The organism is Gilliamella sp. B2717 (genome assembly GCF_026536675.1).
Classification (GTDB): Bacteria; Pseudomonadota; Gammaproteobacteria; order Enterobacterales; family Orbaceae; genus Gilliamella; species Gilliamella apicola_I.
Genome location: NZ_JAFNNQ010000088.1, coordinates 1 through 18137, shown reverse-complemented (window position 1 = coordinate 18137; position 18137 = coordinate 1). Strand labels below are relative to the sequence as shown.

The 18137-nt window shown below is 36.5% G+C and carries 16 protein-coding genes; 8 read left to right on the top strand and 8 right to left on the bottom strand.

Annotation, left to right across the window (positions count from 1 at the left end; genetic code table 11):
* Positions 1-98 precede the first annotated feature (98 nt).
* Entirely contained in the window at positions 99-584 is a 486-nt protein-coding gene (gene folK / locus J3U35_RS08130) for a 2-amino-4-hydroxy-6-hydroxymethyldihydropteridine diphosphokinase (RefSeq protein ID WP_267360689.1), read from the bottom strand.
* 213 nt (positions 585-797) lie between these two features.
* Between folK and J3U35_RS08125 the strand changes: the two genes are divergently transcribed.
* Positions 798-2159, top strand: a complete 1362-nt coding sequence (locus tag J3U35_RS08125) for an MmgE/PrpD family protein (RefSeq protein WP_267360687.1) — start codon at positions 798-800, stop codon at positions 2157-2159.
* 158 nt (positions 2160-2317) lie between these two features.
* Here J3U35_RS08125 and J3U35_RS08120 read toward each other — a convergent pair whose 3' ends face one another.
* Genes J3U35_RS08120 through purB form a run of 5 tightly spaced genes read right to left on the bottom strand, consistent with a single transcriptional unit; the run spans position 2318 to position 6414 of the window.
* Positions 2318-3070 carry an amino acid ABC transporter ATP-binding protein gene (locus J3U35_RS08120; protein ID WP_267360685.1) on the bottom strand — a complete coding sequence of 251 codons (753 nt, stop codon included), beginning with the start codon at positions 3068-3070 and terminating at the stop codon, positions 2318-2320.
* Positions 3067-3753: an amino acid ABC transporter permease gene (locus tag J3U35_RS08115; RefSeq protein WP_267360682.1), complete on the bottom strand. Its 687-nt coding sequence runs from the start codon at positions 3751-3753 to the stop codon at positions 3067-3069. Before J3U35_RS08115 ends, J3U35_RS08120 begins: the two co-directional genes overlap by 4 nt.
* Positions 3750-4535, bottom strand: a complete 786-nt coding sequence (locus J3U35_RS08110) for an amino acid ABC transporter substrate-binding protein (protein WP_267360680.1) — start codon at positions 4533-4535, stop codon at positions 3750-3752. The genes J3U35_RS08115 and J3U35_RS08110 overlap by 4 nt, the downstream gene beginning before the upstream one ends.
* Positions 4532-5056 carry a GNAT family N-acetyltransferase gene (locus tag J3U35_RS08105; protein WP_267360678.1) on the bottom strand — a complete coding sequence of 175 codons (525 nt, stop codon included), beginning with the start codon at positions 5054-5056 and terminating at the stop codon, positions 4532-4534. Before J3U35_RS08105 ends, J3U35_RS08110 begins: the two co-directional genes overlap by 4 nt.
* The gene (purB, locus tag J3U35_RS08100; RefSeq protein ID WP_267360676.1) at positions 5053-6414 is read right to left on the bottom strand and encodes an adenylosuccinate lyase; all 1362 of its coding nucleotides are present in this window, start codon (positions 6412-6414) and stop codon (positions 5053-5055) included. The genes J3U35_RS08105 and purB overlap by 4 nt, the downstream gene beginning before the upstream one ends.
* Positions 6415-6718: 304 nt before the next feature.
* Between purB and J3U35_RS08095 the strand changes: the two genes are divergently transcribed.
* Entirely contained in the window at positions 6719-7855 is a 1137-nt protein-coding gene (locus J3U35_RS08095; RefSeq protein ID WP_267360673.1) for an MFS transporter, read from the top strand.
* A 117-nt stretch (positions 7856-7972) separates the two neighbouring features.
* On the opposite strand, the gene J3U35_RS08090 is transcribed toward J3U35_RS08095, so the two are convergent.
* Together J3U35_RS08090 and syd are read right to left on the bottom strand one after the other, a co-directional pair.
* Positions 7973-9148, bottom strand: a complete 1176-nt coding sequence (locus J3U35_RS08090; RefSeq protein WP_267360671.1) for an aromatic amino acid transaminase — start codon at positions 9146-9148, stop codon at positions 7973-7975.
* Positions 9149-9284: 136 nt separating this feature from the next.
* Positions 9285-9812, bottom strand: a complete 528-nt coding sequence (gene syd, locus J3U35_RS08085) for a SecY-interacting protein (protein ID WP_267349608.1) — start codon at positions 9810-9812, stop codon at positions 9285-9287.
* A 740-nt stretch (positions 9813-10552) separates the two neighbouring features.
* On the opposite strand from syd, the gene rne reads away from it, so the two are divergent.
* The 6 genes from rne (at position 10553) to metA (ending at position 18094) form a co-directional block, all read left to right on the top strand.
* Positions 10553-13243 (top strand): ribonuclease E, encoded by a 2691-nt coding sequence (gene rne, locus J3U35_RS08080; RefSeq protein ID WP_220216012.1) that lies wholly within the window; start codon positions 10553-10555, stop codon positions 13241-13243.
* Between the two features lie 85 nt (positions 13244-13328).
* The gene (locus J3U35_RS08075; RefSeq protein ID WP_267360668.1) at positions 13329-14258 is read left to right on the top strand and encodes an ABC transporter permease subunit; all 930 of its coding nucleotides are present in this window, start codon (positions 13329-13331) and stop codon (positions 14256-14258) included.
* Entirely contained in the window at positions 14251-15111 is an 861-nt protein-coding gene (locus J3U35_RS08070) for an ABC transporter permease subunit (protein ID WP_220216010.1), read from the top strand. The genes J3U35_RS08075 and J3U35_RS08070 overlap by 8 nt, the downstream gene beginning before the upstream one ends.
* A gap of 2 nt (positions 15112-15113) precedes the next feature.
* On the top strand, positions 15114-16103 hold the full coding sequence (sapD, locus tag J3U35_RS08065) for a putrescine export ABC transporter ATP-binding protein SapD (RefSeq protein WP_065559789.1): 990 nt from the start codon (positions 15114-15116) through the stop codon (positions 16101-16103).
* Positions 16104-16127: 24 nt separating this feature from the next.
* A complete protein-coding gene (locus J3U35_RS08060) occupies positions 16128-16940 on the top strand; it encodes an ATP-binding cassette domain-containing protein (RefSeq protein ID WP_220216008.1) in 813 nt (270 codons plus the stop codon).
* 221 nt (positions 16941-17161) lie between these two features.
* Complete coding sequence (metA, locus tag J3U35_RS08055) at positions 17162-18094, top strand: homoserine O-acetyltransferase MetA (protein WP_267360665.1); 933 nt, start codon at positions 17162-17164, stop codon at positions 18092-18094.
* The last annotated feature ends 43 nt before the right edge of the window (positions 18095-18137 follow it).

Here is an 18137-nt window from a genome sequence, read left to right as displayed (position 1 = left end):
AAACTATAGCAATAAATTAGCCATTGGCAAAATTTTTTTATGATTTTTTTTACATAATTAGAGCAAATTAACATAACTATATGTATTAATGTATATAATTATGCTATCCACTGTTTCATGTCATTTTTAGGACACTTAGCAACAAGATCTGACAATTTGTCATTATCGGGAAAGACGAGTTCTGGCTCAATATCAAAGAGTGGATAAAGGACAAACTCTCGGTTTTTCATGTGGTAATGCGGTATGGTTAATCGTTCACTATTGATAATCAAATCATCATATAAAAGAATATCCAAATCTAAAGTTCTTGCCCCCCAACGATTATCTTTGCGAACTCGCCCTTGTGATTTTTCAATCGATTGTAAGGCATCTAATAATTCAATTGGTGAAAGGCTGGTTATTAACTTAATCACTGCATTGAGATAATCATTTTGATCTTGTGGCCCTAAAGGTTTACTGCGGTAAAAAGGCGAGACTTCAATCAGTTGAGTATGAGGCAATTGAGTTAAAGCGGCTATTGCTCGATTTGCTTGAGCAAAAGGATCGTCAAGGTTACTCCCTAACGCGATATAACAAGTTGACATAATTAGATAAGTGAAATTTTAGGTTAATCATTTGTCATCTATATTAGCATACTAATGATGAGTCAAAAATAGTTATATGAAGGGAAAAAGAAGACTGCTTGATGCAATAGTATTAAGTTTAGTTATTAAAATATAACTAGATAATCTTTAACTTAACGCTGATTTTACGCTATTTTGGTCAAGTCTATTTATGATAGTTTGATGAGTGAATATATGATGAACTTAAACCAACAATTATGCTTGTTAATTAAAAATACCCCTATTCTTAGTGATTCGACTGTTATTAACAATGCGATGAATGGCATCGTCGATTATTTTGCATGTTGTTTACAAGCTCGTCAGGATATGAATGTTCAAAAATTACTCGCTTGGATAAAAGAAGAAGGCGGGCATGAGCGGTCTTGGCTGATTGGTCAAAAAAAGTTAGCTACACCACGTCAAGCGGCATTATTCAATGGTTTTCAAGCCCACTGTTTAGATTATGATGATGTTCATTCAGATATACGAGGCCATCCTTCAGCGGTGATTTTATCGGCACTGTTTGCCAGTATTCGATTAGATCATATGCCATTCCAGATTGATGGACGGCGATTTTTAACGGCTTATGTTATTGGTATAGAAGTCATGGCGTTGCTGGGTAAAAGCGTCAATCCACAACATTATGAAAAAGGATGGCATGCCACTATTACGCTTGGTGGCATAGCAGCCACAGCCGCAATTTGTTATTTGTATGATGAACCTTTTTTAACGCAAGCATTAGCACTTGCAGCAACCCAAGCTTCGGGAATGCGATTGTTAATGGGCACACCCATAAAATTTTTACATGCAGGACTGGCAGCGCAACATGCCATCCAAACCGTTGATTGGTTAAGAGCAGGACTACAAGCAGATCAAAATTTTTTAGATGAAAATTTAGGATTTCTCGCCATGTATGGACAAGGGAATACGACGTTGAATTTAACCCGTTGGGCAAAGCCTTGGAAGATAATTGAACCCGGATTGTGGTTTAAAACTTATAGTTTTTGTTCCGCTGGATCCTATATTGCGGATGCCGGACAATTACTTTCTCGACATCCACAATTTCGTGTTGAGAATGTGGCTAACATTACCCTTTACTTTGCGCCACCTAAGAGTGATGCGGCATTAATTTATCAACAGCCAACCCTTGCTGAGCAAGGGCGCTTTTCAGCTGAATATATTTTGGCCTTAATTTTATTAGGTTTACCCACTGATTTTAAGGCATTTTCGGCAACGCCAATCGCTGACAACATTCAACAACTGATGCAAAAAATGCATCGCAGTTATCACATCACCTTAGCACCACATCCTCAAGCCTATAATGGTCGTTATGTGGTGGTTGAGATATTACTAAATAACAGTCAAAAAATCAGCCAACGCATCGACCTTCCCAAAGGATCACCAAAGAATCCATACAGTCAAAATGAAATGGCAGCAAAACTCGTAAACGCTATTGATGATCAACCAACTGCAATAGCGCTAAAACAGGATATCCAAGCATTTGCAAAAGGGTTAGATGTCAGCGATTTTATAAAGCGTTATATTGTTCAGTTATAGTAGAAAAGTCTGGATTCACTTAAAAGAATGAAAGTTGAAGCTTGTTAATAAGGTGTTTTTTTAATTTTGCGTGAATTCTAAATAGGGGGGAACGATGCAAAATTCCCCAATTTCCTGTCTTGATATAAGCATTTAATGAGCGAACGATTTTTTCTTTATTAAATTTCGAAATTAATATCATCGGTTAGTTGACGTAAAAAACGTTGAGTTAACTCGTTTTGTGGATGCTCGATAAGAGTTTTAGCATAGCCTTCTTCTACAATGACGCCATTTGCCATAAAGATAATTCGGTCAGCAACATATTTAGCAAATTCCATTTCGTGAGTAACAATGATCATCGTGATATTTTCTTTAGCAAGCTGTAACATGACTTGCAGCACCTCGTGTACACGCTCTGGATCGAGTGCCGATGTCGGTTCATCAAATAATAGAACTTTAGGTCTAACCGCTAATGCTCTGGCAATAGCCACCCGTTGTTGTTGCCCGCCGGATAATGTTATTGGATATTGGTCTGCATAAGGTAACATGCCCACCCGCTTTAATAGCATTAATCCTTGTTGTTTGGCTTCGCTTTTATTGATTTTTTTACCCAGAATCAAAGGATAAGTAATGTTCTCTAACGCCGTTTTGTTTTTAAATAAATTATAGTGTTGAAATACCATCGCTGATTGTTTGCGTAATTGGACTTCTTCTTTATGACGATAATGTTCACTATCCAGAATGACATCACCTATTCGAATTGTACCCGTATTGGGTTTTTCTAATAAATTCAAACAACGTAATAACGTGGATTTACCTGAGCCTGAAGGTCCAATAATGGCGACAACTTCACCTTGTTTTACATGAAGGTTTATCTCTTTTAATACTTGATGATGACCAAACCGTTTAGACAGATGTGATACAGAAATCATGAGCTTGCTCCTTCACGGTAATACGGTTTGCTTAATTTACGTTCTAACTGTTTTTGTAGCCATGAATAAGCAACAACCGTTAGCCAATAAACAATGCCGACCGCTAAATAGGTTTCAAAATAGAGAAAGGAGCTCGCCGTTAGCATTTTGCCTGCTGCTAGCAGTTCTTGTACGCCAACAAAAAAAGCGACAGACGAGTCTTTGAGTAATGAAATAAACATGTTACCGGTATTAGGCAAAGCATTGACCAATGCTTGTGGCAAAATAATGTTTCGGTAAACCTGAATCGTGCTTAGTCCCGAGGTTAGTCCTGCCTCTTTTTGTCCTGGGTCGACTGACGCCAGACCGGCACGGAAAATTTCGGCTAGATAAGCCGAATATTTTAAGCTAAAGCAGACAATAGCGGCGGTTGTTGCTCCCATGTGCTTTAATACAGGAAAGATCTGCGGTAAACCGTAATAAATAATAAAGAGCAATACGACCGAGGGAATCCCACGAAATAGCGAAATAAACAGCGAAAAAATTGCGTCAACAATGATGATTTTATTGTTACGTAACAATGCGATAGTCAGACCTAACACCATAGCAAATAAAATTGACACCACCGCAATAAAAAGTGTGACCGGTAGATACGGTAATATCTGAGGAAACACACTTAAAAAATAGTTTACATTAAAGTTCATGAGGTAATATCTTCACCAAAATATTTAATCGAAAGATTTTTTAACGTGCCGTTGTTACGTAACTTGTCCAAAGCTTGATTAAACTTTTGACGTAATGCTTGACCTTTTTCGTTTTTACTAAATGGAAAAGCAACTTGCTCAATCGTTATTGGCTCGCCTACTAATTTAAATGGAAGATTTTTACGTTTGATTTCAGCCAGTAAGATGGGTTTTGAATTAACATAACCTTCAACCCGTTGATATTCGGTATCATACATGGCTCCGTCACGGGTTTCGTAAGTTTTGATCGTCGCTTCATTATTTGGAAAGGCTTTTTTCAAATTATTAATATGATTTGAACCTAACACGCCAGCAATGGTTTTACCTTTAAAATCAGATAACGTATTTATATCGTTATTTTCTTGATGGGTAACAATCTGGCTACCGTAAAAACTGTATGGCTTAGAAAAATCATACTTAGCTTGGCGAGCAGGTGTGATTGCAACGGCATTGGCAATGGTATCTAAACGTCCAGAATCAAACTGTCCCATTAAGCCGCCAAATTCAGCAACTACCCATTCGACTTGATAACCCTGTTCATTGGCAATGGCTTCTGTCAGTTCAACATCAAATCCGATTAATTTATCTTGTTGTTTATATCCATTTGGATAACTTTGACCGGTTGAACCGACTCTTATGATCGGCTGCTTTGTGGTCGAATCTTGGCTATTTGTATCGCATCCGAATAATAATGTTAAACTGGCGAGTAGTATCGCAGAGAAAATAGTTCTGATTGTTTTCATTGTTTGTGATTCCTTTTTTTCCATTCAGTGTAGTTTTTATGATTAAAAATTTTTTCAAAATAGAGTGTGGTGTGATCAGGGGTTAAATCGGCTTGCCCAATAGGTTTATAACCTTTGTTGATGTAAAGTGTGGCTAACCATGGATGATTTGCGGCTGTTCCTAATGTCGCCGCAGGAAGTCTTAATTGTTTAATTAAGATTTGTTGTTCAACAAAATCCCATAACGCATGACCGTAGCCTTGACCTTTATATTGTGGGTCAGTGGCAAACCAACCTAAATGCGGTAATCCATAAGGCCCGGGATTATTGCCCCATGGAAAACGAATCGTTAATGTTGAAATTAATTTACCTTGTTTTTCATAGAGATAAACAGCATTTGATTCAATATGATCGGCAATTTGTTTTTGATTAACTGTCGCAGCAGCAAAATGGATACCAAGTTGTAGGGTTGCTTGATAAGCATTATGCAATAGCGTTTGATAAGCTGGGATATCATTTTGCGTCATTAGGCGGAACGTCATACTAAGACTCCACTTTGATCAGCATACCGGATTACTTGTTCCACTTTTTCAGGTGCTAAACCAACATAATTAACAGGTTCTAACCAACTATCGAGTTCATCTTCGGTAAACTCTTTATTCAAGATAGGATCAGCTAATAACACTGCTTTAAAGGTTTTATTTTGCTCAAAAGCTTGCATGGCGCTTTGATAAACCAAACGATGAGCGGTCTGTTTGCCTAATCGCTTGCCTATTTCAAACATCACTTTTTCAGACAGCAGTAAACCATTTTGTAAGGTTAAGTTAGTTAACATGCGTTCAGCATTGACTTTTAACCCTTGCAGTACAGCTAATGCCGTTTGTAGTTGTGAAGAAAGGTAGAGATTAATTTCAGGAAGAGCTATCCACTCGGCTCGCCAACTCATGGCGTCTCGCTCATGTTCAACTTTCATGGATTCATGAATTAAAGCGACACTTTTTAATAATGGTGCGGTTAAGCTAGCTAAGCCTTCTAATGCGGCTGGATTTCGCTTATGAGGCATAGTGGTTGAACCGATTTTTCCGTCAGAAAAGGGCTCTTCAACTTCGTTAATTTCAGTGCGCATTAAGTTATAAAACTCATTACCCATTTTACCCAGCGTCCCACTGATTAATCCAATGACGGATGCATATTCGGAAAACCGATCACGTGCAGCTTGCCAACCAATGTTGGGTGTATTGAGGTCTAATAAAGTTAATGTTCTGGCTTCAACTTGTACCCCTAATTCGCCCATGGCGGCATAAGTACAAATTGCACCACTGATATTACCCACTAAAACCCGCTGTTTAATTTCACTTAACCTTTGTAAATGGCGAACAAACTCATCTAACCAAACGGCAAGTTTAAACCCAAAAGTAGTAGGAAGTGCCTGCATACCATGAGTGCGTCCAACCATAGGTAAATATTGATACTGTTTGGCTAACTTTTTTAATTCACATGCCACCAGTTTAGTGTCACGTTCAATAATGGCAAATGATTGCTTAAGTTGTAAAACGGTTGCCGTATCGACAATATCTTGCGTGGTTGCACCATAATGAATAAATTGACCGGCATCGCCAACTTGATCTTGTAGTGCATTGATCGTTGACATTAAAGAGTGCTTGGCTTTTGCAGCTTGTTTGGCAATTTGTTCAATGGACAGTTTCGAAGCATCGGCTTTAGCAACGATTGCATCAGCGGCATCGCAAGGAATGACACCTAGTTCACCTTGTGCTTTTGCTAGTGCGACTTCTACAGCAACTTGCTTTTCTAAGCGATTTTGTTCTGACCATATCGCTCGCATTTCACTGGTACTAAAATTATTACCTAAAATCAAATAATCAATAACATGTGACGCCACCGAAATATCCTCAAAGATTAATTAATGTTTTATTATTCAATTATTAAAGATTATTCAAACAGCGTCTAATATCCTCTTGGACTATGGATATAACTAAAAAGAATTAAGGTTGTTGGGTTTTGATCACGGGTGATAGAGGAAGTTAATTGTTGAATGTTTATTTTGTTTTGATGAATAGACTCAACTAGGGGAATTTTTTCAAAATTTCTTATTTTTTATTCGTATTATGCACGATACTTGATCTCTTTAATGTTATCATCGTGGGGACAACGTGAGCCTGCTTAATAAAAAGGAATAAATAGTGATGAATAACAAATTATTTAAATTAGTCTGCTTAGGCTCTTTTTTAACCTCTTTTGCCTATGGCGTGATGTTAACGCTGCCGTTATTTTTAACCGACACTTTAAAGCTTTCGTTGGTGATGTCGAGTGAAATTATTTCAATGGGGATCATTGGGGTGGTGGCGTCGATTTTGTCGATTCCTTATGTGTTGAAATCTGTTTCTACTAATGTTATTGCTGCAATGGGGGCGTTAATTTATGCCTTTGCTATCGCATTGATTTTGTATACAGGTGGTGTTTTTCTTTATATTGCAGGTTTGTTGCTTGGTGCAGGGTGGGGGATTATTTATACGTTGGGGCCGATTATGGTGTCGTCAACCAGTAATACTGCCGAATTAAGTCGTCATTTTATGTTTATTTCGGCATTTAATATGTTAGGCGCCGGATTATCACCAGTGATAGTCAAAACACTGCTCGATTATAATATTGCTATTGAATATGTGTTTATGTTTGCTGTGTTGTTGAGTTTGTTAGCCGGTGGGTTATTTTTTAATGTAACCTTATCCAATGAGCAAAATAGCAGTAAATTATCGATTTTGCCAGTAATGAAAACCATTGTTACTTCAAATGCGGTCATTCCGTTAATAATGGTTTTTTTAGGCGCCTGTATTTACATTTCAATGATGAACTTTCAATTTGTGTTTGCGAAAGAGAAGAATTTAAACTTTTCGATATTTTATATTTCTTATACTTTTTCATTATTATTTGCCCGATTCTATCTGGCTAAATTTATTTTAAAACTGTCACAGCAGTTAGCCATGATCGGCTTGTTATTCATTATGTTGATCGCTTTGTGTCTGTTTTTGGTTACGACAAATAATATTTTTTATATTGTACCGTCGTCATTATTAGGCATAAGTTATGGTTTGGTTTATCCGTTAATTCAAACTCAAATGGTTAAAGACATCGATGCTGAAAAGCGAAGTATCTATTTAACTATTTTTAGTTTAAGCTACTTTATTGCCGTATTTGGCTATCCGTATCTGTTTAGTTTAGGATTAGATTCAGGCGGTGTTTTAGGCTCGTTTTTAGTGCTGATTTCACTGTGTGTGTTAGATATTGTATTTGCCTGTTTATTATTTAAAAAATTTACCAGATAAGTCGTGATATCCTTAATATGCAGAGGGATTGATAATCAATCCCTCATGCTGTCTTTATCAAACTAACACAACAGTTAATCAACAATAATGCCTAAAAATTGACTTCATAAAATAGGCTTATAACACTTCAACTATCGATTCACACAGGCGTGACATATTATCAAGGGTCATGCCAGCGACATTGATTCGTCCCGAATTCACGATGTAAATACCGTAGTCGTTACGCAGTTTCAGTACTTGTTGTTCTGTTAATCCACTGAAAGAGAACATGCCGTTTTGTTTAGCGATGAAGCTAAAATCTTGATTTGCACCTTTATCTTGTAATGTTTTGACAAATAATTGGCGCATACGATGAATACGTTGACGCATACTTGTCAATTCATCGATCCACTCTTCTTTTAATTCTTTGTTATTTAAAATATAAGATACAATTTTGGCGCCGTGAGCGGGTGGATTAGAATAATTGGCTCGAATAATGGTTTTAACTTGGCTAAAAGCCCGATCCGCAATCTCCGTATCCGCAGCGATTAAGGTAAAAGCACCAACTCGTTCATTATACAGCCCAAAGTTTTTAGAGTATGAGCTAGCAATTAATAATTCTGGGTGATGATCGGTGAATAGTCGTAATCCATACACATCTTCTTCTATACCTTGCCCCAATCCTTGATAAGCTAAATCAAACAACGGTAACCAACCATTTTTTAAGGCTAAATCTGAAATGGCTTGCCATTGTTCAGGAGTTGGATCGATACCGGTTGGATTGTGACAGCAACCGTGAAAAAGTACCGCCTCACCTGCTGCAATTTTACTTAAATCTTGCATCAGTCCATCAAAGTCCAAGCTATGGGTTTGTGCATCATAATAACGGTATTCTCGCACTTCAAGACCAGCAGTTTGGAAGACACTTCGATGATTTGGCCATGAAGGATTACTGACCCAAATACGTTTTACTTTGGTTCGGCGAGCTAAAAAATCGGCCATGATTCGTAAAGCGCCTGTGCCTCCAGGTGCTTGTGCAGTTCTGGCTCGTTCATTTTCGTTACCGAATAATAAGATTTGTGTGGCGATATTAAATTCTTTGATTCCGTCAATGGATAAGTAACTTTTTGTGGTTTCGTTATTTAATAAAAATTGTTCGGCTTTTTTGACGCTTTCTAAAATAGGTGTTTGGGTGGTTTCATCTTTATAGACACCGACACTTAAATTAATCTTACTGGTGCGTTCATCTTTATTATAAAGATCGGCTAATCCAAGTATCGGGTCGGCCGGTGCTGCTGTTAAACTTTCAAACATAATTCACCTATTTCGTCTAATCACTTTCATCGCATTATATACATAATATTTTATAATACACAATTTCGATACATACAATTTGTGAATAAATGTTTAGACGATAATCTTGTTAATTTTTATGAATTATTTTTTTACATTAAATTGAAAGATTATTAAAAAATGATGTTAAATTTTCAGCTAATATCGTCAGTTCTCCACTAATGAGATCTTCTTTAACCACTTCGCCAGTTAAATTATTTATGGCGATAATTTCGGTACTTTCATCGGTAGAGGCAATAAAAATAGTTGGTATTCGTTTTAATCTTTTTTGTTGCGACAAATGGGCAATTAAGTTCTGCTCTAAATTTGAGAAATCGTCATCATTCCATGCTTGTAGTAATACTAAATGAGTATCAGCAAAGTTTGCGCTTATATTTCCGGCATATTGTGTGCCATAAAAAACATGAGCACTTTGACACAGATTGATGTTAACGACTTGTTCTACAATAGTTAGATCTCTTGCCGGCTCTAATAAAAAAGGTTGCCAATATACTGCAAGTTGCGCTGTTTTTAGTATACAAGGTGAAGGAATGGCATGTAATTCTTCACTTTTAGGGGCATAATCAAATTGATTCATCCAACGAGAAGTAAAATCAAGTAAGGCTGTTTTTTCGGGTGATTTCATAAATAAGTTAAATCTCTTTTTTGAATTTATTTTATATTTCGTCCATTATTATACAAATTAACTTACTTTAGGTACTACTAAGTAAGTGCCCATTTTTTGTTTTCTAAAAATGAGAAAAAAATGTAAAGCAATTTTGGCTTTTTAGTGTGGTTAATATAAATTTTTAATATATCTAATATGATTTTATTGAAATGATAAATATTATTTGTAAATAACTCAAAATATTAATCTAACTATCGATGAAATATGAAGTTTAATTTTCTTGCTATCCTTTGCCGAAACGTGAATAATAAGGGGGGATATTTTTATCCTTGTAATGCAGCAATGGCGTTAGACATTACAGTTTGTCAAAACAATATAGCGTAAGTAGAATCAAGATAATTAGATAATATGTTTATTTTAAACAATCATATAAAGATTTAGTTTATTTGCTAGAACCAATAAAATGAAGGTTTGCAAATTAACCATTGAAATAATATCAATAAATTATATATTTAGGAATAATTCGGCGTGTCATTTGTACTTTTGAATTTAGCGGTTATCCCCCTAAAATATTATTTTAATGTAGTCAATGTGAAATCGGTGTCACATAAAATAATAACAAAAATAACACAAATAAAATAATGCACACTGTATAGAAATATCGAATTAAGTACTTTTTTTATCATTGTTAAAATAAGCATTTATCAATAATACGATTCTACCTACAATTAATTAAGATTAATGAAGAGTGTAGAATAATGAAAAGAATGCTAATCAATGCAACCCAGCAAGAAGAGCTGCGAGTTGCGCTTGTTGATGGCCAACGCTTATATGATTTAGATATCGAAAGTCTTGGGCATGAGCAGAAAAAGGCCAATATCTATAAAGGTAAAATTACTAAAATCAATCCAAGTTTAGAGGCGGCTTTTGTTTCATATGGTGGAGAGCGAGATGGTTTTTTACCATTAAAAGAGATTGCCGATAGTTATTTTCCATCCAATATGACCGGTCGTCGCACCATTAAACATCTTGAAGAAGGTCAAGAAGTTCTCATTCAAATTGAAAAAGAGATTCGAGGCAAAAAAGGTGCTGCGTTAACGACTTATATTAGTCTTGCCGGTAGTTATTTAGTTTTAATGCCCAATGATCCACGTGCTGGTGGTGTGTCTCGCCGAATTGAAGGTGAAGATCGTGCAGATTTAAAACGTATTATTGACGCTATTGAAAAGCCTAAAGGCATGGGCGTAATTGCCAGAACAGCGGGTGTTGGTAAAAGCCAAGAAGAGTTACAACAAGATTTAGATGCGTTAGTCAATTATTGGGCAGCGATTCAAAATGAAGCTAAGAATCATCCAGCACCAAGTTTAATCCACAAGGAAAGTGATATTATTACCCGAGCATTTCGTGATTATTTACGTGATGATGTGGGTGATATATTAATCGATAATCCGAAAGTCCTTGAGATCGCTAAAAAACGATTAGTTGATTTGGGGCGTGTTGAATATGTTAATCGACTAAAACTTTATGAGGGGGATGTACCTCTATTCAACCATTTTCAAATTGAAGGTCAAATTGAATCTGCGTTTCAACGTGAAGTGCGTTTACCTTCCGGCGGTTCTATTGTAATTGATGCGACCGAAGCATTAACAGCAATCGATATTAACTCCGCTAAATCGATACGGGGCAGTGACATTGAAGAAACAGCCTTTAACACTAATCTTGAGGCAGCTGAAGAAATTGCTCGTCAACTACGTTTACGTGACTTAGGTGGTCTAATTGTTATCGATTTTATCGATATGACACCAATTCGTAACCAACGTGAAGTTGAAAATCGCTTAAAAGAGGCGATGAAAACAGACCGAGCACGTATTCAAACAACACGAATTTCTCGATTTGGTCTGCTTGAAATGTCACGCCAACGATTAAGTCCGTCTTTGCGTGAAGCGACTCATCACATTTGTCCACGTTGTCAAGGAACGGGAACGATTCGTGATAATAATTCATTATCGCTTTCTATTCTTCGATTAATTCAAGAAGAAGCGATGAAAGATAACACTGTCCAAATTGATGTTATCGTGCCAGTGCCAATTGCCAGCTATTTATTAAATGAAAAACGTCGTGCGATTAACAATATCGAAAGAATGCACCCTGATGTAAAAATTGTCATTGTGGGTGATGAAGAGATGGAAACGCCACTTTATAAAGTGATTCGTAAACGTGTTGGCGAAGAGACTGATGTACTGAGTTATAACTTACCGAAATTAATCCGAGAATTGGAAGAAGAGGAAGAAGACGCAGCGGCTGAAATCATCGTTGAACAAGCGGTATTATCAGGGCCAAAAGTCGAAGCGAACACGACATCGAAAGAAAAGAGCGAGCCTAAAGTTGAAAAATCTGGGGGCTTGTTCAGTGGATTATTTAGTAAGTTACGCAAATTATTTGTTGCTGAAAAAAGTGAACCTGAACCAGAAGTTAAACCAAAACCGACTAAAAGACGTGAAAATAATCGATCGAATAGTCGCCGTCAGCGTAATAGTCGTAATAGCAATGGTGCAAATGCTAATAGCAGCGCAGCAACAGAAGATGTGAAAGAGACAACTCGTAGTAACAGTCGTCGTACTAAGCAAAATAATAGTCATTCGGCGAATGCGGTAAACGCGACTAAAGCTGAAAAAACAGCGAATAGTAATGAAGTGGTCACACCGAAACAAAAAGAAGTGAAACCAAGACGTCAACAACGTTCATTGACAAAAAGCGTACGTGTGAAAAATAGTGAAGCACCGATTCAAGTCAATGAAGAGCGTGTTGTTATTCCATCGTTATTATTACCGGTGATAGTGCCTGAACAGGCTGAGACAACACCTGTTTTAGAGTCACAACCAAAACGTCAACGACGCACTTCCAGACATCTACGTATGAATGGACAACGTAATAAACGACGGGTACGAAGTGGCGATCTTAAAAAATCACCTATGCCGTTACAATTTGCTGCTGCATCTCTTGAATTGGCATTAGGTCGGGTTGCGATTGATTATAGTCAAATCACACAAGATGAACCAAGTAATGTGGTTCCTGTTATTCCTTCACTTTTATTACCTGTTATCGTTAAAAATGAAGTGACAGAAGCCCGTTCTGAACCGACAATTCACACAGCTGATTTGAATGATGTATCCATCAATTCTGAATCAACTCAAGATCATGATGCTGCAAAAGACAGTGAACAAGAAAGTCATGATAGCGATGTGAATACTGATGTGTCTCAAGCTACGGGTCACGCTTCGTCAGTAATGACTAAAGCCCCTGCACCAGAGTATGTAGATTCTGAAATTGGTTTCAAACTACGGGAAGAATCAGACTATCACTTTGAAGGGAAAGGAGAAGCGGGCGGTTTAAGCTCTCAAAACCATGCCTTTGCTAAAGCAAGTAAACCTTCCTATCCTTCAGAATAATAGTTTCAAAACTGATATTTATAAACAGAGTGGTCATCAGACCACTTCTGTTCCTACTTAGACAAATAAAAGCGATAAGATAAACATGATTATTTATATTTTGAAAAAAATAGTCACTTTTGTATTAATTATCTGCATTTTGGCTCAGATCAGCTTTTGCCTTGTCTATTTTTCGCCTCATTCTATGTTTAATCATCTTCATATTGTTGATGCTTACAGTTCTTTCTTTAGGCAATTATTGCAAGGACAATTCACATTAACCTCAGGGGAAAAGGTCTCGTTTCTTTATACTTTATCCGCGACGATTGAACTGTGTATTCTAGCCTTAGCAGTAGCACTAATTGTTGGTTTACCATTAGGTATCTTTTTAGGGCTAAGTAATATTAATTGGTTAAATAGCACGATTCGGTTAGGGTGCTTATTACTATATTCATGTCCTATTGTGATGCTAATTGTGATTGTTATGTTTTGGGTCTCTCCAAATTGGTCTGTATCAATACATTTTGATACCTCTTCCTCCGCTATTGGTACATCGTTATTAGAGATTTTACTGTCTGACAAACAGAATAAAATAGATTTATTGATTGAGCAGTTTCAATATTTGAAACTGCCGATAATCATTCTTGCGATACAGCCTAGCATTATGACTATTCAGCTTATTAGCCAAAATGTCAAAAATACCTCACGCCAGAACTACATAAAAATGGCTGCAATTCGAGAAAGGTCACCTTTAAAAATTTTACGACGACATTTATTGCCCAACACCATTCCAGCAACTATTCCTCAATTGACTTATAATACGACTACATTGTTGTTTTCAACAATGATTGTCGGAATATTATTTAACCGTGTTGGCTTAGGGCAATGGGTCATGGGTGCTTATCATCATCATAGTTATTTTATTATCTCAATTGCTATTTTTGCTTGTGGAACGGTGATAAGCTTTTTAACACTATTGGGCGAAATTACCGCTGTGGCTATTTATCCATTACGTCATAAGGAACATCATGTCTAAGGTAACAAGGTTATTAAATAGTGTGGCATTATGTTTTAATAAGCTACATAGTAATCTTTATTCAATTGTTGGCTTTTATGGCATTATGGCAATTGTCTTTGTTGCTGTTTCAACAAAGTGGTTTTTTCATGCTCATTTAGATCCTATTTATGCAAGTTCCTTACCGCCAGCATGGTTTATGAATGGCGATATTAATCACATTTTAGGCACCAATGCTAAAGGACAAGATATTTTTGATTACTTATTAATTGGTTATCGCTCAACCTTATCGATGACACTAAAAGCGGTATTTTATGTTGTTGTGATTGCAGGATTAATTAATTATTTAATGTTCTTTATTCCATTTCTACGATCTTTTATTTTATTGATTTTCCGATTTTTTATGGTCGTACCACCTTTATTGGGGGTTATCGTTGTCAGTATGTTATTTGAAGATGACATAACCAATATGTTGTTAATCATTGGGTTATCTTATTCACCACGATTTATATACAATATCCATCAACGAGTGATTAAGGAGTGGAATAAAACTTATATCACGGCTTATCGGCTTGATGGTTTATCCAAAATAACGATTTTAAATCACTATATTTTGCCTAATATTCTGCCGGTCTATTTAACTGAAATTGTATCGTTATTTAGCTCAATTATCTTAGCCATTACCAGCATCACCTTTTTAGGATTTGCTAACGATACCTCCAGACCCGATTTAGGCATGATGATGTTTAAAATGAAAGACATTATTGGTACCAATTACTTGGCCTTTTTATCCCCCGGAATTGCGGTTTCAGCTACCATTATCTTTGTTTATTTATTAAACTTTGGATTAAATGGTCGACGAGCAGGGCATTAATCATGGCATTGTTAGATATTCGTAATTTAACGATTGAGTTTATTACACCTGATGGTCTGTTACGTGCTATCGACAGGGTTAACCTTAGATTATCAGAAGGTGAAATTCGAGGATTAGTCGGTGAATCGGGTTCTGGTAAAAGCTTAATTGCCAAAGCGATTTTAGGGATCACTAATCATAATTGGAAAATTTCGGCAGATCGCTTTCATTTTAATAATATTGATTTACTAAAACTTACGCCTAAACAACGCCGTAAAGTTATTAGTGCGAATATTTCCATGATATTCCAAGAACCACAATCATGTTTAGATCCATCAATGAAAATTGGGCAACAACTGATCGAGGCAATACCTAGACGCACCTTTAAAGGTCATTGGTGGCAACGGCTATTTTGGCGTAAAAATCGTGCGATTGAACTATTACATCGGGTTGGAATCAAAGAGCATAAAGAAATATTAAAGTCTTATCCGTTTGAACTGACAGAAGGTGAATGTCAAAAAGTCATGATAGCCATTGCATTGGCCAATCAACCTAAATTACTCATTGCCGATGAGCCGACTAATGCTATGGAAGCCACGACAGAAGCCCAAATTTTTAGGCTACTGGCTAGCATGAATCAAAATATGGGCACCACGATTTTACTTATCAGCCATGATTTGCAAATGATTACAAGGTGGACAGATCGAATTAATGTATTGTATTGTGGACAGACGGTTGAAGTGGCGGATAGCGAAGATTTAATAAAATCGCCTTATCACCCTTATACACAGGCACTCATTTACGCCATTCCAGATTTTGGTAAGGCAATGCCACATAAAAGCCCACTAAATACCTTACCGGGTGTTATTCCGTCACTTGAACATTTACCTATTGGTTGTCGATTGGGTCCACGTTGTCCTTATGCACAAAAAAAATGTATTCAAGCACCCGAATTAATCCAAATTAAAGATCACTTTGTTGCTTGTCATTTTCCTTTAAATACTGATGAGTAAAATTATCAATACCAGGACTAAACCATGAACCCTATTTTAAAAGTGCGTAATTTGTCAAAGCAATTTAAAATTCCTAAAGGATTTTTGGGGCATCTATACATTGATGCTGTTAAACCGATATCTTTTTCGATCAATGAAGGAAAAACTCTAGCTATTATTGGGCAAAATGGATCGGGAAAATCAACATTAGCTAAAATGTTAGTTGGAATGGTCAAACCGGATAGTGGTGATATTTGGATTGATGGCACAAAAGTCGAATACGGCGATTATAGTTACCGTTGTCAACTTATTCGCATGATTTTTCAACATGTTGAAAGCTCTTTTGATCCAAGACTTCGCATTGGTCAATTGCTTGAAATTCCACTCAAACACAATACACATTACGATGCGTTTGAACGTGAAAAAATGATAAGCGACGTATTAAAGCAAGTTGGGTTACTGCCTGAACATGCTTCTTATTATCCAGCGGTGATGGCATCGGGGCAAAAACAACGGGTCGCCCTAGCGAGAGCATTAATTCTAAAACCTAAAGTTATTATTTTAGACGAAGCGTTAGCCGCATTAGATATCTCGATGCGTTCACAGATTGTTAATTTGATGTTGTCATTACAAGCCGAGCATAACATCTCTTATATTTATGTGACTCAAGATATAGGGATGATGAAGCATATTAGTGATCAAATCTTAGTGATGCACAAAGGCGAACTTGTTGAATACGGGAATACCGCTGAAGTGTTAGCCTCGCCACTTAGTGATATCACGCAAAAACTCGTTAATAGCTATTTTGGCGAAGCGTTAACCGCTGACTCATGGCGCACCGATACACGGGCTTTTTAACTTTTTCCTTACTTTTGTCAATTATCCAATCTAAAAAAGACCAATGCGAATTTAACGTTATTCGTATATAGTAGTATCATGATTTTCTTTGAGATATTGGATTTAGCTAATCAAAATAAAAACCTCGACAAATAATCTAAAACATCTTATATTTAGCTGTACAGATTTCTAGACGTCTATTTTAGGTTTTAAAAGATTGTTGATTATTAGGAGTTTTTGCTATGCCTATTTGTATTCCTGATTCATTACCAGCCGTTGATGTACTTCGTAAAGAAAATATTTTTATCATGACATCTTCTCGTGCAAATACACAAGAAATTCGTCCGTTAAAACTGCTCTTTCTTAATCTTATGCCTAAAAAAATAGAGACAGAAAACCAATTTTTACGACTGCTTTCTAACTCCTCGTTACAAGTCGATATTCAACTGTTACGTATTGATCAGCGTGAATCGAAAAATACACCAGTCGAGCATTTAAATAGTTTCTATTGTGATTTTGACGATATACGTGAACAAAATTTTGATGGGCTTATTATCACTGGCGCACCGTTAGGAAAAGTGGCCTTTACGGATGTAGTCTATTGGTCAAAATTAGTTGAAATTATCACATGGGCAAAAGAACATGTCACCTCAACCATGTTTGTGTGTTGGGCAGTACAAGCCGCATTGAATGTACTTTATGATTTACCAAAATTTACACGATCACATAAATTATCTGGGGTTTATCAGCATCAGATTTTACAACCTAATGCCATTTTAACCCGAGGATTCGATGACTCTTTTTTAGCACCGCATTCACGGTATGCAGATTTTCCGATTGAAAAAATAAAAAATTATACTGATCTCTTAATACTGGCAGATTCTGATATTACCGGCCCTTATTTAATGGCAACAGCAGATAAACGAATGGCATTTGTTACCGGGCATCCTGAATATGACTCATTTACTTTAGCCAACGAATATTTTCGTGATCTTAAAGCTGGCATTCAGCCTACTATCCCTGAAAATTATTTTCCTCATAATAATCCAGACTTAACCCCTAAAGCCACATGGCGTAGTCACGCTTATCTATTGTTCAGCAATTGGCTTAACTATTATGTCTATCAATTAACACCATTTGATTTAACGACACGCAATTTAACAATTGATGATTAAACCGAACATAAAGAAATTATACCTAGATTAAAAGAGCCAGAAA